Source organism: Leisingera sp. CC-HEC096 (genome assembly GCF_059429235.1).
Genome location: NZ_JCAIJS010000004.1, coordinates 95,201 through 113,964, shown reverse-complemented (window position 1 = coordinate 113,964; position 18,764 = coordinate 95,201). Strand labels below are relative to the sequence as shown.

General features: G+C 64.4%; 14 protein-coding genes. 6 read left to right on the top strand and 8 right to left on the bottom strand.

The window, feature by feature from the left end:
* Positions 1-787 precede the first annotated feature (787 nt).
* Together AC5STI_RS20185 and AC5STI_RS20180 are read left to right on the top strand one after the other, a co-directional pair.
* Entirely contained in the window at positions 788-1,870 is a 1,083-nt protein-coding gene (locus tag AC5STI_RS20185) for a hypothetical protein (RefSeq protein ID WP_495448049.1), read from the top strand.
* A gap of 4 nt (positions 1,871-1,874) precedes the next feature.
* On the top strand, positions 1,875-2,861 hold the full coding sequence (locus tag AC5STI_RS20180; protein WP_495448048.1) for a nucleotidyltransferase family protein: 987 nt from the start codon (positions 1,875-1,877) through the stop codon (positions 2,859-2,861).
* A gap of 101 nt (positions 2,862-2,962) precedes the next feature.
* On the opposite strand, the gene AC5STI_RS20175 is transcribed toward AC5STI_RS20180, so the two are convergent.
* From AC5STI_RS20175 to rfbF, 5 genes are all read right to left on the bottom strand, one after another.
* Complete coding sequence (locus AC5STI_RS20175) at positions 2,963-3,553, bottom strand: polysaccharide biosynthesis/export family protein (protein ID WP_495448047.1); 591 nt, start codon at positions 3,551-3,553, stop codon at positions 2,963-2,965.
* 191 nt (positions 3,554-3,744) lie between these two features.
* Positions 3,745-4,920, bottom strand: coding sequence for a class I SAM-dependent methyltransferase (locus tag AC5STI_RS20170; protein WP_495448046.1), 1,176 nt, complete (start codon positions 4,918-4,920; stop codon positions 3,745-3,747).
* Positions 4,917-6,092, bottom strand: coding sequence for a class I SAM-dependent methyltransferase (locus tag AC5STI_RS20165; protein WP_495448045.1), 1,176 nt, complete (start codon positions 6,090-6,092; stop codon positions 4,917-4,919). The genes AC5STI_RS20170 and AC5STI_RS20165 overlap by 4 nt, the downstream gene beginning before the upstream one ends.
* The gene (locus AC5STI_RS20160) at positions 6,089-8,431 is read right to left on the bottom strand and encodes an NAD-dependent epimerase/dehydratase family protein (RefSeq protein ID WP_495448044.1); all 2,343 of its coding nucleotides are present in this window, start codon (positions 8,429-8,431) and stop codon (positions 6,089-6,091) included. Before AC5STI_RS20160 ends, AC5STI_RS20165 begins: the two co-directional genes overlap by 4 nt.
* A 2-nt stretch (positions 8,432-8,433) precedes the next feature.
* Entirely contained in the window at positions 8,434-9,210 is a 777-nt protein-coding gene (gene rfbF / locus AC5STI_RS20155; RefSeq protein ID WP_495448043.1) for a glucose-1-phosphate cytidylyltransferase, read from the bottom strand.
* A gap of 470 nt (positions 9,211-9,680) precedes the next feature.
* Here rfbF and AC5STI_RS20150 point away from each other — a divergent pair, with 470 nt between their 5' ends.
* The gene (locus AC5STI_RS20150; RefSeq protein ID WP_495448042.1) at positions 9,681-10,946 is read left to right on the top strand and encodes a right-handed parallel beta-helix repeat-containing protein; all 1,266 of its coding nucleotides are present in this window, start codon (positions 9,681-9,683) and stop codon (positions 10,944-10,946) included.
* Between the two features lie 12 nt (positions 10,947-10,958).
* Here the strand turns inward: AC5STI_RS20150 and AC5STI_RS20145 are convergent, their stop codons facing one another.
* On the bottom strand, positions 10,959-12,533 hold the full coding sequence (locus AC5STI_RS20145) for a glycosyltransferase family 4 protein (RefSeq protein WP_495448041.1): 1,575 nt from the start codon (positions 12,531-12,533) through the stop codon (positions 10,959-10,961).
* Between the two features lie 129 nt (positions 12,534-12,662).
* Here AC5STI_RS20145 and AC5STI_RS20140 point away from each other — a divergent pair, with 129 nt between their 5' ends.
* Together AC5STI_RS20140 and AC5STI_RS20135 are read left to right on the top strand one after the other, a co-directional pair.
* Positions 12,663-13,199, top strand: a complete 537-nt coding sequence (locus AC5STI_RS20140) for a hypothetical protein (RefSeq protein WP_495448040.1) — start codon at positions 12,663-12,665, stop codon at positions 13,197-13,199.
* Positions 13,196-15,229, top strand: a complete 2,034-nt coding sequence (locus AC5STI_RS20135) for a glycosyltransferase family 2 protein (protein ID WP_495448039.1) — start codon at positions 13,196-13,198, stop codon at positions 15,227-15,229. The genes AC5STI_RS20140 and AC5STI_RS20135 overlap by 4 nt, the downstream gene beginning before the upstream one ends.
* Here the strand turns inward: AC5STI_RS20135 and glf are convergent.
* Together glf and AC5STI_RS20125 are read right to left on the bottom strand one after the other, a co-directional pair.
* Positions 15,213-16,385 carry a UDP-galactopyranose mutase gene (gene glf / locus AC5STI_RS20130; protein ID WP_495448038.1) on the bottom strand — a complete coding sequence of 391 codons (1,173 nt, stop codon included), beginning with the start codon at positions 16,383-16,385 and terminating at the stop codon, positions 15,213-15,215. The genes AC5STI_RS20135 and glf overlap by 17 nt on opposite strands.
* A 124-nt stretch (positions 16,386-16,509) precedes the next feature.
* A complete protein-coding gene (locus AC5STI_RS20125; protein ID WP_495448037.1) occupies positions 16,510-17,361 on the bottom strand; it encodes a hypothetical protein in 852 nt (283 codons plus the stop codon).
* 282 nt (positions 17,362-17,643) lie between these two features.
* Between AC5STI_RS20125 and AC5STI_RS20120 the strand changes: the two genes are divergently transcribed.
* On the top strand, positions 17,644-18,762 hold the full coding sequence (locus AC5STI_RS20120; RefSeq protein WP_495448036.1) for a hypothetical protein: 1,119 nt from the start codon (positions 17,644-17,646) through the stop codon (positions 18,760-18,762).
* Positions 18,763-18,764 lie beyond the last annotated feature (2 nt).

Genomic DNA, 18,764 nt, shown 5'->3' with positions numbered 1-18,764 from the left:
CTGATGAAAACACGTGACTTCCCCCAAAAACTCGTAACCCGGCGGCTCGGCTGGCCGCCTGCTCATTTAACTAACTAGGCCCGTTTCCCCGGAGTCCAGGCGGCCGCAAAGGGGACAAAACACTTTGCGTATAACGCAACATAATACCACAGCCCCTTTCAAACGCCAATTGCGCAGACACCGCCGCCGCGGGGCGGTGCCCGGCCGGGGCTGCCTGCGGCCAGGGTGCGGGCTGCGGATTTTTTGCATCTGCGGGCGGTGCCGGACCTCCGGCAGAGTTGACTCAAACCCAAGCAAGAGCCACAATATTTATTAAGGTTTTATCAGCTCGTGTTTTTAAAACACCCTGAAGGCGGGGGGGGAAGCCAACAGAGACGGCAAAAAATTTAAGCCGCCGCTGCTGATTTACGGCCTGATCAACCTAATTGTGTTCGACTAAACCAAAGTGCCAGTGAAGTAGAGTAAAAATGACAGATCATACAGATAAGCCTGAATCTCCTGAACGCAGGGAAATCCTTCAAAAAGCAGGGCGTTTTGCAGCTGTGACAACGCCCGCGGTGACCTTCCTTCTGTCAACAAGCCTGTCATCCGAGGCTGTTGCGAAGTCTGGCGGCAGGCCGAAGAAGGGAGGCAAGAAGAAAGGCCGCAGAGGACGCCGCCGGCGCCGGCGCTACCACTAAGTTCACTAAGTTCTGCGCACGAGCCCGGCGGGAGATTGCCGCCGGGTCCTTGAATATAGCTGCCTTCGGTTTTTCAGAGAGGGTGATTCTTGGACCTCGCTCAAGTCATGGCTGCTCCTGATGTGCGCCTCGCAAGCGCCGGGACGCGCCATTTTTTGTTTCTGCCTCATACTCAGAAGCTGTTCTATGCGTCTGCCGCCACCGTGGCATTATGGCCCCGGCTGACGGCCGGGCTCAGTGTTTCCGAATTCGTCTCTGCCGCCTCGGCCGGCGGCGCCAACGGCCTGCAGACCCTGACGGAGCTGCTGGAGTCGGGGGCCGTGCGCTATCTGGCGCCGCGCTCCGGGCCGGTTGCCGTCACCGCGCGCATGTGCCTGTCGATTGACGGCCATACCATCGGGATCTGCTGCACCGGTGATAAAACCGCCCGTTTGGTGCGCAGTGCTTTCGCGCATCTCCTGACCGAGGACACCTCCGCGCAGGACCAGCTTATCCTGCTCGAAGAAGCATCTAGGGCCGGGCTGGCCTGGGCCGGGGAAGACCCGGACTGGCACCGCTGGGACGAAATCGGCGCCGCGCTGAAGTTCCTGCTGACAACGCTGGTTCTGGATCTGTCGGAGGATCCGGTGCTGCACACCGCAACCGTGTCCGCGGCGGGCCGGACCATGCTTCTGTGCGGCGATCCGGGGAGCGGCAAGTCGACCCTGTCGGTGGCGCTGCACGGAGAGGGCTTCAGCCTGGAAGGCGATGATCTGGCGGTGCTGCGCCGCGGCGGCGAGGTGATTTCCCTGCCCTTTCCGGCGACGCTGAAATGCGGCTCGCTGCCCCTGCTTGCGCCGCGCCTGCCGGGCCTTGAGGACCGGCCCGCCTACATGCGGCCGGACGGCAAGCGGGTCCGCTACCATGCATTGGACGCCGGGGCGTTCCCGGCGCGCCCTGTCCGCTGCGTGCTGTTTCTGGACAGGAACCCGGACAATCCGGCCGGGCTCGAGCCTGTTACCGCGGAAGAGGACATCATCCGGATGATGCTGGCGTCCTGCTGGTCTCCGGATGACCGCCTGTCGGGGGACGGCTTTGAATCCCTGGCGGCGCTGATACGCTCTGCGCGGTTCTACCGGGCCCGGTATGACGGTCTTGACCAGGCCCGCGGCCTGGCCCGGGACGCCTGGCGCCTTGCGGGGAGCGGCTGATCAGATGCCGGTTTTGCCCCCGACTGCTCTGGAAGCCGTGTCGGAATGCCTGCAGGGGCGGGTGCCCCGGGATCCCGACTGGGAGCAGATCATCGGCTGCGCCAATGAAAACCTTGTCGGCCCGCTGCTCTACAGGCGGCTGGTCCAGTCCGGCCAGGCCAGCCAGGCCGACCCCGAGGCCCTGAGCTACCTGGCCTCGGTGGATGCCGCCAACATCACCCGCAACAAAATGCTGAAAGCCCAGCTTGACGAAGTCCTGTCGGCGCTGACGGCAGAAGGGCTGGAGGCGGGCCTGATGAAGGGGGCAGTCAATCTCTTCCAGGCCGCGGATGCCGCCGATGTGCCGCGGATGTCCTTTGACCTGGATATCGTGACCAGCCCGGAGCAGGATGCGGATGTCGAAAGAGTTCTGAGCCGCATCGGCTATGAAAAATTCCCGGACAGCCGGAACCAGTATTCCCTGGGCAGCTATTTCCGGGCGGATGTTGCCGGCGCATTGGACATCCATCACCGGATCCCGGAACGGTATTTCGGGGTGGTCAGCGCCCGCGACATGGAAGAGCACAGCCGCCTGGTTCCGTTCGGGGCGGGCGCCGTGAGGATCCCGAATGCCCATTTGCGCCTGGTGACCAACCTGGCGCATGACATGCTGCACGACCGCGGCGTGTTTTCGGGCTTTGTGCACCTGCGGTATCTGAACGATCTGATCGAGCTGTGCGCGGTGCCCGGGGATCCTGTCGACTGGCGGCAGGTCGAGGAGAAATTCCCGACCTACCGCTTCAGGCTCGGGCTGGAATTGCAGTGCCGCCTGATCCGGCACCTGTTTCCCGAAGCGGGGTTTCCCGAAGGCCCGCGCAGCCTCGCGGGCTGGGCGCTGCATCAGCGCAGGCTGCTCAGGTCGCGGCTGCCGCGGCTGGCGGGGCTGGAATGGCAGATGATCCTGCGCTTGCGGCAGACACGGTTCTGGCTGTGGCTGCGTCAGCCAAGGTAACGGCCACGGCAGCGGCAGAGGCCGGGGCAGAACCGCAGCGGCAGCCCCGCATCCGGACCCGCATTACGCCCCCGGTCCCGCTCTGCGGCGCCCCGGCAGGGCTACTCGAACAGGCGCCGCTGGGGCACCACAATCACATCGCCCGGCACCAGGACCGTGCTGCCGGAAATGCCGCTGCCGCCATTGGTGCGGTAATTGTAGAGATAGATCTTGTCGCCCCGGCGCAGCTGAATCCGCTTGTCAGCCGCAAACCGGGTCAGACCGCCCGCCTGGGCAAGCGCCTGAAGCAGGGTTGTGCTGCGGCTTGCCTCCAGCTTGCCAGGAGTGGTGATCTCCCCCATCACATAGACCGCGCGGACTGCGCGGCGAACCACAGCGGCGGACTGCGCCGCAGGTTCCGCTAGTGCGTCTACCGACACAAACACCCGCGGCGTGGCGGCAAAATTGGGCGTCAGCGCATTTGTCAGATCATTCCTGACCTGATCGACCGTCCGCCCGGCCGCAGAGACGCCGCCAGCCAGCGGGAAATTGATGGACCCGTCCGGCAGCACAAGAGTACTGCGGCTCAGGCTCTCATCTTCAAGCACTTCGACGCGCAGCGTATCGCCGGTCTTAATCCTGTAACCGCTTTGCGCCTGCGCGGCTGCGGCCAAAAGCAGCGCCGTGAAAAAACTGAATATCAACTTGAACATAGCAGACCTCCCTGAGGACAAAGAAATTGAGAACAAATCCCTGCGAAACCGCCCGGCCTGTTGCACCTGAACCGGTCCGGCACAGGGCCCGGGCAATCAGGGCGGCGCTTTGATCCTATCAATCCTCATTCATACCCTCCATAGTGGCATATACACACTTTGAGATAGCAAAACCCCGGGCGCAGCACCGCCTAGCCGGCGATGACCGCGAATTCCGGCCGCAGTCCCGCGGCCTGGACCTGGGCAATGATTTCGTCCTCATATAAGGCGTTCGCGATCAGCACCATGGCCGGGCGGAGGCTGGCCAGCTGCACCGGCGCGACAACCGGCAGGGCGACGCCGGGTGCGATCCGCTGATGCTTGCGGGGGTTCAGGTCGACAAAGGCCGCCAGCCCGCGCCCCGCCTCCCCCAGGGCATTGGCAAAGGTGATCCCTTTCGACCCGGCGCCCCAGATGACGATGCTGCCGCTGCAGCCCTGCAGTTTGCTGCGCCACCGCTGCAATTCCGCATCCGCCGCCTCTCCGAAGGCCCGGGCAGATGCGCAGATCTGCGCCGCCCCCGGATCCAGATAGTCCGGCTGCGGCCGGGCCGGAACCGCTTCGGCCATCAGGAACTGGCCGCCATAGCCTGTGCGGACGGAGACCGGATCGAACCCAGCCCGCCGGAACAGGGCGGTGAGGGCCGGCGCGCTCCAGTAGCCCACGTGCTCATAGATCACGTCCCACATCGAAACCGTCTCCAGCATCCAGCCGGCATTCGGCACTTCGAAGTAAACCGGGACATCCCGGCTGCCGATCGCCCGGCGGATGTCGTTGAGCAGGGCAAGCGGGTCGTCCAGATGCTCCAGCACATGGCGGCACAAGATCGCGTCAAACGGCCGGTCCAGCTGATCGGAGCGGAAGTATTCACCAACAATTTCAACATTATCGCGGCCGGTGAAAGGAGAAGAAGCGCCCGCCATCGAGGGATCAAAGCCGGTGGCCGAGGCGACGCCGTTTTGCGCTAGAAGATCCAGCATATGGCCATCGCCGCAGCCGATCTCGATCACATGCTTGCCGGCCAGCCCGTGCCGCGCCACCAGCCCGGCCGCCAGCTCTGCGGCAAACGCCTGGAACCGGGGCGAGAAATGCAGCGCGTTCTCGTAGCCGGGCGCATAGGCCATGCGCGCAGGCTCAAAGGCGCTGTTCCAGATGAACCCGCAACCGGTGCAAAGCTGCAGATCCACGGTGCCGGCAGGCGCCGCCTGCGCCGCCGCCCGGTCCGGCCACAGCTGGTTGCAGATCACCGGAACGCTCTCCAGCCGGAAAATGCCCTGCGCCGTCTGCGCGGCGCAGAGCGGGCAGGCTATGGGGGCCGCGGCACTCATACCGCCACCAGCTCAGGGGTGAGGCCCATGGCCGACAATTGCGCCCCGATTTCGGACAGGTAGACCGGGTTCATGACGATCACCGTATCGGGCGACGCCTCCTGCAGACTGTCCGGAGCGCTGACAGGATGGCCGGTGCCGGGCAGGTATTTGCCCTGTTTGAACGGGTTGATGTCAATGACCTGCGCCACTTCCTCCCCAAGGCCGTTGGTGGTCAGGAAGGACACGCATTTCGAGCCGCCGCCCCAGACCGCCACCCGCTTGCCGGCGGCATGGCGGCTGCGCACGAACTCCGTCCAGTGGCGCCGCACCTCTGCCACCTTTTGCGGGAACCGGGCCGCCAGGGCGCGCACCGTTTCCAGATCGTCCTCCTGCGGCAGCGCCGGGCGGCCTGCTGCAGGGGCTGCGTACTGTATGATGTACTGGCCATCATAAGCCAGATACAGCCCCGTCACATCAAAGCCCGCGCGCCGGAACAGCCGCGCGTGGCTGCCTTGCGTGAAATAGGAGCAATGCTCGAAGTAGATGTCCCAGAAGGCGCCTTCCTGCAGCACCCGCTGCACATCCGGGGTTTCGAAAAAGATGCCCGCAGCGGCGTCCCCGTCCACGACCTGCGCGATGTCCTGCATGAAGCGGCCGACCTCGGGGATATGCTCCAGCGTGTGGCGGCAGACGACGAAATCGGGCGGCTCGGAGATGGTGCCGGGATCGAAGAATTCCCGCTGGAACCTGATCTCCTGGCCCTGCGCCCCGGGCAGGCGCTCGGGGATGAACCCGGGGTCGATCCCCAGCCCGATGGTGCCGGTCTGGCGGGCAAGCTCCTGCAGGAACTCCCCCTTGCCGCAGCCGATTTCCAGGGTCCGCTTGCCCTTCAGGTCGTAAAGGGACGCCACCTCCGCCGCCAGATCCCGGGCAAACCGGTTGAAGGTGCCGGAGAAATGCTGGCTCTCCTCGGTGGCGGAGGCATAGTCGACCAGCGGCAGGTCGAACACCGAATTGAAGATGAAGCCGCAGCTTTCGCAGAACATCAGCACCAGCGGATGGCGCGGAAACTGCCGCGCCTCCTCCGCGCTCTCCAGCAGGATGCAGCTTTGCACCGGGATGGCGTCCAGCCGGTAGATCTCTGTCAGGTCCCGGCTGCTGCAGGCCGGGCAGGCGCTCTTGCCGCTCATCTGCCGCTGTCCTGTTCCGGGGCGCTGACAATTTCGAGGTCGGGGATCGGGACGACGAATTTCCCGCCCGCCTCCAGAAAGGCGCGCTGCTGGCGGATGATTTCATCGCGGAAATTCCACGGCAGGATCATCACGTAATCCGGCTTGTCCTCCATCAGCTTCTCCGGCTCGTCGATCCGGATCCGGACGCCGGGCATGTATTTGCCCTGCTTATGGACGTTCTTGTCCACGGCATATTCGATGGCGCGGTCGTTCAGGTTCAGGAAGTTGAGCATGATGGTGCCCTTGGCGGCGGCGCCATAGGCCGCGATGCGCTTGCCGTCGGCCTTCAGGGTGCCCACCAGCTTGCGGGCCTGGTCGCGGAAGGCGCGCACCCGGGCGCCGAAGGTCTTGTAGTACTCGAACCGGTCGAGCCCAAGCGCGTGCTCTTCCGCCAGAATGCCCTGCACCGCGTCCGTGACCGCGGCGCATTTGCTGAAATAGAGCCGCAGCGAGCCGCCGTGGATCGGCAGGCGGCGGACGTCGTTCAGGTAGAGCCCGTGCCGCTCGAACAGCGCCTTGGCGGAGCCCACCGAGAAGTAGCACAGATGCTCGTGGTAGATGGTGTCGAATTCGATGAAATCGATCATGTCGCGGACATAGGGAAACTCGACGACAACGGTGCCGTTGTCGGCCAGCAGGTCCGCCATCCCGGCCACCAGGTCGTTCTGGTCGGCGACATGGGCCACCACGTTGTTGGCGATGATCACATCCGCCCGCTTGCCCTGCGCGCGCAGGCCGGCGGCAACACGGGTGCCGAAGAAGTCGACGACCGTCTCGATCCCCTTTTCGCGCGCCGCCCTGGCAGGCTGGCTGGCCGGGTCGATCCCCAGGACCTGGATGCCCTGCGCCTGGAAATTCTGCAGCATGTAGCCGTCATTGGAGGCGATCTCGGCCACCAGGCTGTCCGGCCCCAGGCCGCGCATCCTGATCAACTCCTCCGCGTTCTTGCGGGAATGCTTCAGCAAATCCTCGGAATAGGAGGAGAAATAGACATAGTCGTCGCCGAACATCTCTTCGGCCGGGCGGGTTTCCAGCAACTGCACCAGCGTGCAGCCCGGGCAATAGCCCAGCCGCAGCGGCACCAGGGTTTCCTGCTGCGACGGCCCGGCGGCCTCCAGCAGCCCGTCCGAGCGCGGCATCCGCCCCAGATCGAGGATCGGCTCCAGCCCCTGATGGCCGCAGGAGATGCACTGCGCCCGGGTGCTGTCGGAGGAAAACTCCGATTGCTCTGCGTCCGGGGTCTCCTGGCTGCGGGCGGCTTCGCCCGCCGGAGTATGCTTCAGGGTGACATCAATGATGTTTTCGGAAATCAGCTTCTTGATATGGCCGATGCGCTGATAGCGCGGCCCCTCGAACTCCTCCAGCGTCAGCTTCCGGGCCTGGTAGGCGTCATAAAGCGACTGCGCCCCGCGGCGCGCATCCCACTGCGGCTTGAACTGCGGCATGACGCGCTGGATCTTGTCGCAGTTCACCCGGTAGGACCGCTTGTCCGGCCCGGCGCCCTCGGCAAAGGTGACCTTGCAGCCCGGCACCACATCCGCGACGATCTCCGCCAGCTCGCGGATCTGGTAATTGTGCCCGGTCACGCCGACATTGAACGCCTCGTTGCGGATTTTCTCAGGCGCCGTTTCGAGGGTTGCCAGGAAGGCGCGGCTGATGTCCTCGATATGGGTGATCGGCCGCCACGGCGTGCCGTCCGACTTCATGTGGATATTGCCGGTTGTCACCGCCCAGGCGACAAGGTTGTTCAGCACCAGATCGAACCGGATGCGCGGGCTGACGCCATAGGCCGTGGCAGAGCGCAGGAAGGTCGGGCAGAAGCCGTCACCGGCCAGCTCCGCCAGCGCCAGCTCCGATTTCACCTTGCTTTCGCCGTAGGGGGTCACCGGATTGAAGGCGCCGTTTTCGTCGATGAAGTCCTCCCCCGATGCGCCGTAGTTGGAGCAGGAGGAAGAAAACACAAACCGCTGCACGCCCGCTGCCTTCGCAGCGCGGGCCACTTTCATGGTGCCTTCGAAATTGATGTCATAGGTGGTGTCCGGGCGGAAATCGCCCAGCGGATCGTTCGACAGCGCCGCCAGATGCAGAACCGCATCGAACCCCAGCAGATCCGCGGCCTCGACATCGCGGATGTCCTTGAGGATCGTTGGCACCTGCGGCATCTCCCCGCCCGGCTCAAAGGTGCAGCGCTCGTACAGATCGCTGTCCAGACCGGTTACCTCATGCCCGGCCGCCATCAGCATCGGGGTCAGCACGGTTCCGATATAACCCCGGTGGCCTGTCACCAATACGCGCATGTTCACTTCTCCCAAACCGCCCAGGGGCGCTGACCGGAATTCCAGAGTTTCTGCAGGATGTGCTTGTCGCGCAGCGTGTCCATCGCCGCCCAGAAGCCATCGTGGCGGTAGGCCATCAGCTGGCCGTCCCTGGCCAGGTTTTCCAAGGGCGCATGCTCGAACATCACCATGTCGCCTTCGATGTAGTCGAACACCTGCGGCTCCAGCACGAAGAAGGCGCCGTTGATCCAGCCCTCGGCGGTCTGCGGCTTTTCCTCGAAGGCGGTGACCTGGTCGCCGTCAAACCGCATGTGGCCATAGCGGGCGGGCGGGCGCACCGCGGTGATGGTCGCCAGCTTGCCGTGGTAGCGGTGGAAGGCCAGCAGCTTGTCCAGATCCACATCGGACACACCGTCGCCCCAGGTCAGCATGAAGGTTTCGTTGCCCAGGTGCGGCTGCAGCCGCTTGACCCGGCCGCCGGTCAGCGTCTCATCGCCGGTTTCGATCAGGTCGACGGTCCAGGGGGCATGCTCCTGGTCATGGCGCACAACCGGATCGGGGCGCCCCATATTGACCGTGATACTGCCCGCCAGCGTCCCGTATTCAGCAAAGTAGCGTTTGATATAATCGCCCTTGTAGCCCAGAGCGACAGAGAAATCGTTATACCCGTAGTGGGAGTATATCATCATAATATGCCAGAGGATGGGCATCCCGCCGATTTCGACCATCGGCTTCGGCCTGACGGAGGTCTCTTCCGCCAGACGGGTTCCCTTGCCTCCGGCAAGAATAGCCACTTTCATAAAACCTCTCCTTTGATGGAGTTACTGGAAACACTGGTATCCTGGCCGGGCACGGGCCGGGCAGTTTCTGCAGGGGCTCCCCGCAAGGCGAAGGCACGACGACATGGCGCCCCCCTCCCCTTTTCGTGGAAGGCGGCGAGACAGGAACGCTGGCAGCGGGCTGAGCCGGAACAAATTCTTCCGGCATTTCGCAACGCAGCATACAGATCAATCTCGACCTTAGCAGAACCACTTAGACCCCCGGCAGGGGCAGAATATTTACCCCCTTGACGGAACGGTAATCCGAAACCTTCACAAGTAAAGGCCCGCACAGCTTCCCGGGCTTTGCGGCCGGTTCTTTGCCGTCCCGCCCCGGTGCGCTATTATTTACCCGGCTGGAACAGCCCCCCGGGCCAGCAGGCAGACCGGGACGCTCCGCTTGGGCCGGGGGCTTCAGCGCCGCGTTTGCAGCCGGAAGGAAGGAAGTTCCCATGCCTTATTCTTCGAACCGCGTCCGCCCGAAGGCCCTTGGCATTTTCCTTGCCGGCGGCCTCTGGGCCGCGGGCGCCGTGGCGCAGGAATCCCGGCCCCTGCCCTTTTACTCGTCCGACCTCGGCTGGTCCGCCGGGCAGGATATCTCCAGCGCGTTTGCGGATCTGCTGTCAAACGGCACGTTCAAGGCCGGCGGAACGCTGGTTCTTGAGGACACCTACAGGATCTCGGGGTCGAACCTGCGGCTGCCGGAGAACTTCACGCTGACCGCCGAGCAGGGCGCGGGCCTGGATGTGCGCACCGCCTCGGCCACCGACACTTCGGCGCTGTTCATCCTGTCCAGCGGGGTCATGGTGGACAATGTCACCTTCGACGTGGTGAACACGCCAGAGACCGGCTACCGCGGCGCCAACCCGGTGCCGGGCACCGATTACCACACCATGCGCGTCCTGCTGGTCTACGGCGATGGGGTCAGCGTAGAGAACAGCGCGTTTTCCGGCAATGTCTCGATGCATATCGATGTGCAGCACAGCGACCGGTTCACCCTGGACGGCAGTGCCTTTGAGGGCGGCTTCTATCAGGTCCGCATCGTCGGCGGCGATGACGCTACGGTGACCGGCAGCCACTTCAAGAAGGCGCTCGGCGATGGCATCAAGACCGAGAGCACCCCCTCCGGCGACGGACCCGAGCGGATAACGGTGTCCGGCAGCTTCTTTGAAGGCAACCACCGCGACGGGATCGACACCGCAGGCGGCTTCAAAGACGGCAAGGTCCTGAATACGGTGTTCTACGGCAACGGCGTCAGCGGCATTGATATCAAGAGCCTGTACAATATCAGCTCCGATTTCGACCCCAGCAAGCAAAACAGCAACATCCGCATTTCGGCCAGTCAGTTCATCGACAGCCCTAACGGGGTTGTTGTCACCGTGCTCAACCGCAACGGCCTGCTGACCGAAAGCAACGGGCATATGATGCCGCATGACATCCATGTCAGCGACACGATCTTCGAAAACAACGCCTCCACCTATACAGGCGCCTTCCTGATCAAGGACGGCTACGACATCACCTGGGAAGGGGTTTCTCTGCTCGGAAACGTCGGCGAGATGCGTTTCCTCGGTGCCGAAGGCCCCAGCCTTTCCGGCACGAATATCGGCGGAAAGACCGCTGCAAACGGCGGGCCCAGCCGCGGAAGAAACACGGCAGAATTTCAACCGGGTGCGGAGTCCTTGCGCTCCTTTCTGGAACGTGCCTTTTCCCTGAACTGACCCCCCTGTGCTTTATGGTCTGCCTCTTCCAGCCAAGCATCTTAGTCTATTGCTCATCTTGCAGGCAATGCTGGACCAGGCATAGTCCGCCAGCGCGCGTTCCCGGGCAGACCAGCCCAGGCGCGCGCGCAGCTCCGGATCCTGCAGCAGGCGGCCCAGCTGGCGTTGCAGGTCCGCAGGCTCCCCCTTGGCAAAGACCAGGCCGCTTTCGCCATCCTGCAAAAGCCCCTGCATCCCCGCCACCGACGACAGCACAATCGCCTTGCCCGCCGCCATTGCTTCCACCGGTTTCAGCGGCGCGACCATTTCGGTGACCAGCAGCGGGCGGCGGGGAAAGACACAGATATCGAACAGGTCCAGCCAGTCCGGCACTTGGTCCGGGGGCACCCGGCCGGGCATGATCAGCCAGTCCCCCAGCCCCAGTTCCGCCGCCTGGCGGCGCAGCGCCTGCGTCACCGGGGTGCCGCGCAGCCCGGTGCCATGCTCATCACCCACCAGCACAAGCCGGAACCCGTGCCCCGCCGCCTTCAGCCCCGCCGCGGCGGCCAGCAGATCCTCCAGCCCTTCATAGGCCGGAAAACTGCCGGCATAGCCGACCACCGGCACCCCGTCCGGCAGCCCGAGCTCTGCCGCCAGCCCGCGGCCGCGCCCGGGCGGGCCAAAGCTGTCCGGATTGCAGCCGTTCGGCAGGAACGCGACCCGCTCCGCGGCCGCCCCGCGGCGGAGCAGCGCCTGGCGCATCGGCTGCGACAGGGTAAAAACGTGATCCGCCTGCTGCGCCACCCGGGTTTCCAGCCAGCGCTCATAGCGGTACTGCGGCGCACCCAGGAAACCCGGCTCCCGGGCCGCCCGGCTCAGCTCCCAGAAGCCGCGCATATCATAGACCATCGGCAGCCCGAGGCGCCGGGCCGCGATCAGCGCGGGCAAGGCGCAGGCATGGCTTGACGCCGCCATCACAACTTCCGGCCGCAGATCCAGAAAGCGCGCCGTCAGCGCCTCGGCGCTGCCGCGCACATAGGCCGGGTAATTCTGCCAACTGCCCAGCTGCGGCTCCGGGCTGTGCAGATAAGGCACCCCTGCGGTCTCTTCTTCGCAGGCCCCGGTCAGCGGCATGCCCCCCGACAGCGCCGCCGGATCCTCATCCCAGGGAAAGCCAGGTCGGGTCAGGCAGTACAGATCCGCCCCGGACCCGCGCAGCGCCTGCGCCAGCCGCTGCGACCGCACCGCATAGCCCGTCGAGAGCCAGGGCAAGCTGCTGTAGAGCACATAGGCCACCCGCCCGGGCACAGGCGTCCAGCCCTTGGGCGGCACCGGCTGCGGCATCCGGGCCACGGAAAACATCCGCTCCGCCCGCTGCTGCAGCGCCTGCCGCGGGGCCGCCTGCTGCAGCCGGGCCAGCGCCGCCCCGGCGCAATCCGGCTCGGCCAGATCCAGCGCTGCCGATGCCAGTTCCAGAAGCTCGTCCTGCCCCTGCGCCTGCGCCAGCGCCCGGCGCAAAACCGCCCCGGCCTCATATTCCGGCTGCTGCGCGGCCAGCGTCCGCACCGCCCCCGCGTAACCCTGCGCCAGCCCTGTTTGTTTTCGCATTGGTTTCCCTTGTTCCGCCACGGTCCGCGCCTTGGACACCCCTGCTTTACGCCCTCTTTTCCAGATGGACAAACCAAAGCAGAAACGGCACTACGGGGCCTCAACTGGAAATGATCTGAGGCGCCAGAGATGACCGATAATGTGGCCACCGGGCCAGAAGCGGATTTCAACTATGCCCTGCAGCTTCTGCGCAACAGCCAGGCAGAGGGAGACATCCGCGCGCATACCGAAATCCAGCCCGGGATCGCCCTGCACGCAGATCCGGCGCTTCACGTGTCCGGCCGCTGGCGCTCTCCGGCCGGGCGGCTGCTTGAACTGGAGGCCACCCCCGGCGGCGAGGGCGGCTGGTTCGGGCTGCACATGGACCTCGGCACCCTCAGCCTGTCCCAGGCCGGCCTCATCGGCATCGCCTGCCGCGGCATCTCCCCGTCGATCGAGGCGGTCCGCGCCTGCATCCGGTCGGGCCGCAGCGAAGGCGGCTTTGACGATTGTTTCTTCCCCAAGCGCATTCTGACCCATCCCGAGGCCGCCAGCCACCTGGACGCCCTGCAGATCAGCCTGCAGCAGGATCTGCCGCCGGAGGCGCCCTGGCGCGAACTGATCCTGTTCCTGCCCCTGCACAGCTTCCGCCTGGATCTGCACGACCTGCGCCTGTTCGCCGTATGAATCTGACCGTCATTATCCCTGCGCATAATGACGAGGCTCCGCTGCACCGCCTGCTGCGGCATATCCGTCAGCTGAAGCTCGCCACCCGTATCATCATCGCGGACGACGGTTCAGAGCCTGCAATTGCCTTCGGCCCGCTGCCCGCTGCGGCCGGCCTGCCGCCGGAGCGGATCACATTGCTGCGCCAGGACCGCCCGCGCGGCGCCGGAGCGGCGCGCAACCTAGCGCTCCGGCATGTGGCCACAGAGCATGTGCTGTTCCTGGATGCCGACGATCTGCCGCTGCGCGAACTGCCGGATTTACTGCGGGACCTTGAGGGCAAGACGTTTGATTTCTGCATCTTCCAGCATCATGACAGCCGCCGCGGCCCAGCAGGGCATTGGGGGCAGATGCCGGCGGATCAGGCTCTGTGGCGGGCCGCAGGCACGGATACCGGCGCCCTGTCGCAGGTGTGCCCCGCCGCGGCGGTCAGCCTGTGCCAAACAGCCAATTACCCCTGGAACAAGATCTACCGCACCGGTTTCCTGCAAGAGCATGGCATCCGCTGCACCGAAATCGCGGTCCACAATGACGTGGAGCTGCACTGGCGCAGCTTTCTCAATGCCCGGACCATCCTGGCCAGCGACCGGGTCGGGGTCATACACTATGTGGCCGAGGGGCAGAGTCGGCTGACCAACCGCAACGGCCCGGAACGGCTGCAGGTTTTCACCGCCCTGTCCCGCATTTCGGCAGAGCTGCGCTCGCGCGGGGATCTTGGCGCCTTTGCGGTTCCCTTTTACAGTTTCGCGGCCGGGCTGCTGGGTTGGATCGGCAGTTTCATCCGGCCGGACTTGCGTCCCGGGCTCGCCCGCCAGGCCCGGGCCTTCTTTGCCGAAGAGGTGCCGCCGCCGGTCAGAGACTATCTCGCCCAATGCGAAAGCAGCCGCCTGGCCGCTGCGCTGCAGCAGGCGCCGCCGGCGCCCGGGACTGCCGCCCCGCCCGCAGTCCGCAGCAGCCCGCCCGGCCGCCAGGTCTGGCTGCATATCGGCTTGCCCAAATGCGGCTCGACCACCATCCAGCGGCATATGGCAGCCGCCAGCCGCGAGCACCAGGCCCGCGGCGTCTGCTATCCTCAGGCCTGGCGCAGCCCGGATGGCTACCGCAATCACCTGCCGCTGGCCAAACTGCCGCCAAAGATGCTGCCGCAAGCGCTGGCGGAGATCAGCACCGAGGCCCATGACCAGGGCTGCAGCCGCATCGTGCTGTCCTGCGAGCATTGGGCCAACGCCTTTCCGGGCAGCAATGTGCTGCCGCTTTACGAAGCGCTGCAGACACAGATGCCGGACTGGCAGATCCGGATCGCCGCCTATTTCCGCAACCCGTATGATTTTGTGGAATCCTGCTATGCGCAGTTTGTCCGGGCCGGGCTGTTCCAGATCAACCGGCACAGATTCTATACCGATGGCGCGCCCTCGATCGAAAAGTTCCTCGCCTGTTTTGAGGACAGCCGGGGCTTCCCGCTCTACTCCAACTTGGGCTACGCCCGCATGCTGATGGCGCATTTCCCGCCTGAGGTTCTGATGCTGCGCTCGATCGAGCCGCAGGATCTTGCGCAGCCGGACATGCTGGGGGATTTCTGCAGCCTGCTTGGCCTGCCGGACCCGGCCCGCACCGGCCGCCGCAACCGGCGGGTCAGCAACCGCAAGCTCGCCGAGCTGGAATACCTGCAGACCCTGGTGGATCAGAACAGCTTTGCCCGGCTCCGCCCGCGGCTGCTGGACACGGATTTCAGCACCCGGCCGGATCCCGCAAACCGCCGCGGCACCACGCTGCACATCGGGGCTGACACCGCCGCGGCAATCACCGGACGGATCGAAAGCGAGCGCGCGCAGCTGCAGCAGGTCTTCTCCACCGGCACCGCCGGCCTTTGCGAAATCCGCAACGGGGACGGGCCGGAGGGCTGGACCCGCGGCAGCCTGCTGGATGACGGGGACCGGGCGCGGCTGCGGGCCTTTGCGGCCCGCAATACAGGCTCTACAGCGGCGCGGTGAAAAACGCCGGTGCCGCTTCGCCTTTCTCCAGGCAGGCGGCAAAGCCGCGCGCCACGTCCAGCGCCTCGCGGATGGTCACATCCATGTCCAGATAGCGGTAGGTCGCCAGGCGGCCGGTAAAGGTGACACCCGCGGTCTGCTCGGCCAGCTTGACGTAATCGGCCAGCAGCGCCTTCTCCTTCACCTGGCGGATCGGGTAATAGGGGATGTCGCCGGGCTCTGCCAGGCGGGAGAACTCGCGGTACAGCACCGAGCCTTCATGCTCTTCCCAGGGCGCGAAATGCTTGTGCTCGGTGATGCGGGTGTAAGGAACGCTTTCCTCGCCGTAGTTCATCACCGCGCAGCCCTGGTAGTCGCCCTGGTGGGTGAAACGCTCGAAATCCAGCGTCCGGTAGCCGAGGCGGCCAAGCCGGTAGCCGAAATAGCCGTCCAGCGGCCCGGAGTAGAACACGTGGTCATAAGATGCGCCCGTCTCCGGGGTGAATTCGGTCTCCAGCTTCACGGTGATGTTCTCATGATCGAGGATCTTTTCGATCATCGGCGTGTAGCCGTTTTCCGGCATCCCCTGGAACCGGTGGAAGAAATAATTGTCGTCATAGTTGAACCGGACCGGCAGCCGCTTGAGGATCGAGGCGGGCAGCTCCGAGGGGTGCATGCCCCACTGCTTGATGGTGTAGCCCTTGAAAAACGCCTCATAGAGATCCTTGCCGACAAAGCGCATTGCCTGCTCTTCGAAGGTCTGCGGATCCTCGATCGAGGTGTCGGCCTGCTCATTGACGATGAAGTCATGCGCCTCTTCCGGGCGCATCGTCTTGCGGAAGAACTGGTTGATGGTGTGCAGGTTCACCGGCAGCGAGAACACTTCCTGCTCGCCCGTGAGCCCGCGGGTGGTGGATTTCACCCGGTTTTTGTAGGGCTTAAAGGTCTCGAAGCGGTTCACATAGTCCCAGACCTCTTCGTCGTCGGTGTGGAAGATATGCGGCCCGTAGACATGCACCATCACGCCGGTGTCCGCATCCCGCTCGGTATGGCAGTTGCCGCCGATGTGGGGGCGGCTGTCCACCACAGTGATCTGATGGCCCGCTTCCGCCAGATGCCGTCCGATCACGGCGCCGGAAAGCCCTGCGCCTACCATCAGATATTTCTTCTTTATCATTGATCCGTCCGCCAAGTCCCGTCTGTCACGATTGCTTCCTCCTGCTAATGCACACCCGGGGGCCATGGCAACCGGCCTGACCGCAGCCCCCTGTCAGCGTCAGGCGGATTTATGCGGATCTGCGTCAGGCAGCACCTGTCTCCTTCAGCTCTTTCCATTCCGGCTGCGGGTCTTCGAACCGCTTCAGGTTCACGGCCTTGAAGTTTCCGGCCCCTATTCTCTTACCAACGCCCCCCCGCACGCCGCTTTTGTAAAGCTCGCTGCGCCAGACCTGCCGCCGCGGCGGCAGGCCGGGGATATCCCGGATACTTTCCCAGACCAGTTCCTGAATCTTGACGTAATCGGCGTGGTGATTTCGTTTGGCGCGGTGGAACTCGGGTTTCAGAACTCCGTGCTTATCCGCCAGGACTGGCGTCAGATCCCGCCGGTCGCAGACGCCGCTGATCAGCTGGTTGATCCGGTTCAGCAATTGCGCCTGATAGCGCGGAGGCAGCCCGTGCAGCTGGAACCGCTTGCGGAAATACCGTTCAGGCACCCTGCACGGCGCACCGACGGCAACCGTGTAGATATTTCTGAACCCCGCGCCGCGCAGATCCGCAACCAGCATCTTGATCCCTTCGGCCGCCTCCCGGCAGAAACCTTCAGGATCCAGGAAATCCCCGCGATCAATGCGGTAGCCCGCATTGAAAACCGCATCCACCACGCCGAAATGCAGGAAGATGATGTCCTGAGGCCGGGCGTGTTCCAGGCACTTCAGCACATAGCCCCGGTTTCTTTCCTTGCGCAGTCCCCGTGCCGACCAGCCGCCGGCCCAATAACTGCGGTAGCGCGGCGTGGCGCCAAAGATATAATCGAAAACCTCCGAAGAAGAGGAGCCGAAGACATGCAACCGCGCCGGTGCCTTTGCTGCTTCGGTTTTCCGGTGCGCCCTGCCCGCCAGAGAGCGCAGTCTGCCCTTTAAAATTTGCAATACCATTGTCACGTTACCTGAATATTCCGAAGCCGGGTTAAAGATGCTCAAACAGCCTGATGCGATCCGCCAACCCCTGCACAAATTTCCTGTATTCCGCAACCCGCCAAACCCGTGGCGGCGGCCCGATCCGGTTTAACGGGACCTGCCGCTCTGCGGCAAGCGGCTGAAGCGCGCGCGGGAACAATCACGGAAAACCGCCGGGCGGCCGGCCGAAGAGATTGTTCCCGAAACCGGAATGCCCTAAAGCAGGCGGGACGTGTTTATCAACGAGGGACCTGCCGCCAGATGCCAAACCGCAAGACGCTTATCTTTCACATCGGCGATCACAAGACAGGCTCTACCTCAATCCAGCTGGCCTTTGCCAAGCAGCTGATCAATTTGCAGGGGCACAGTGTCTTCTACCCTGCTAAGCTGGCCCGTAATGTGCTGGGGGAGCAATGCCTGAAATATGGCAGGGCCGAAACCCCCGAGGCTCGGCAGACCGCGGCAAAACCGATTGCGAAACTGGCACAGAGGGTCCGGGATTCGCAGGAGGAGTTCACTCTGATTTCGGCGGAAGCCTTTGAAACGGTCCCCGCCGCGCTGCTGCGCGAGGTGATTGATACTTTCTTTGCCGACACGGCCGATGAGATCCGGATTTTCTGCTACGTCCGCCCGCATGCCGCCCGCATTGCATCTAGCTTTGCCGAGCGCACCAAGGCAGGGGTGCCGAAAACACTGAAAACCAATCTCGAAGGGTTCGCGCAGCGGCGCAAGGAGGTGGAGGAATTCATCTACCTGCCGCGGTTCGCCGCCTTGCGGGAGCATTTTGGCGGTGCTTTCACCCTGCGGCCGATGATCCGCAGCCAGCTGCACCAGGGCGATGTGGTCAGCGATTTCGTGCATCATGCCTTCGGCGGTATTCCCTTCACCATCACCGGGGACAGCGAGGCCAATGAATCGCTTTGCCTGGAAGACCTGATGCGGCTGAAGGTGCTGCAGGCGCATCTGAAGGCCCCGCAAGACCTCCGGCTTAAGATCGGTTGGGAGTTCTCCCGCCTCTCGGGGCAGCTGCCGCCGCCGGCGCAGCGCACCAAGCTGCAGCTGCACAAGAGCCTGGCCGAAGACATCCGCACCACTTATCTGGCCGATGCCCGCAATATGGACCGGGAGTTTTTTGGCGGTGAGCCGCTGCTGGAGAACGAGCTGCACACGGCCGTAAAAAAGGCTATCCCCGCGCCGCAGTCCACCGCCCCCGCCGATTACCTTTCCGGCTCCGAGCTGCGCTCGCTGGAGCTGATGTCCGGCATGATCGCCGGGCTGCTGGAGGAACCTGGCGTCAACTGGTCGGCCTTCCTGCATGCCAAGCGGGTGCGCGATGTGGAACTGGCCCGCCAGGCCCGCACCGCCAAGGCCGCCGAATAACC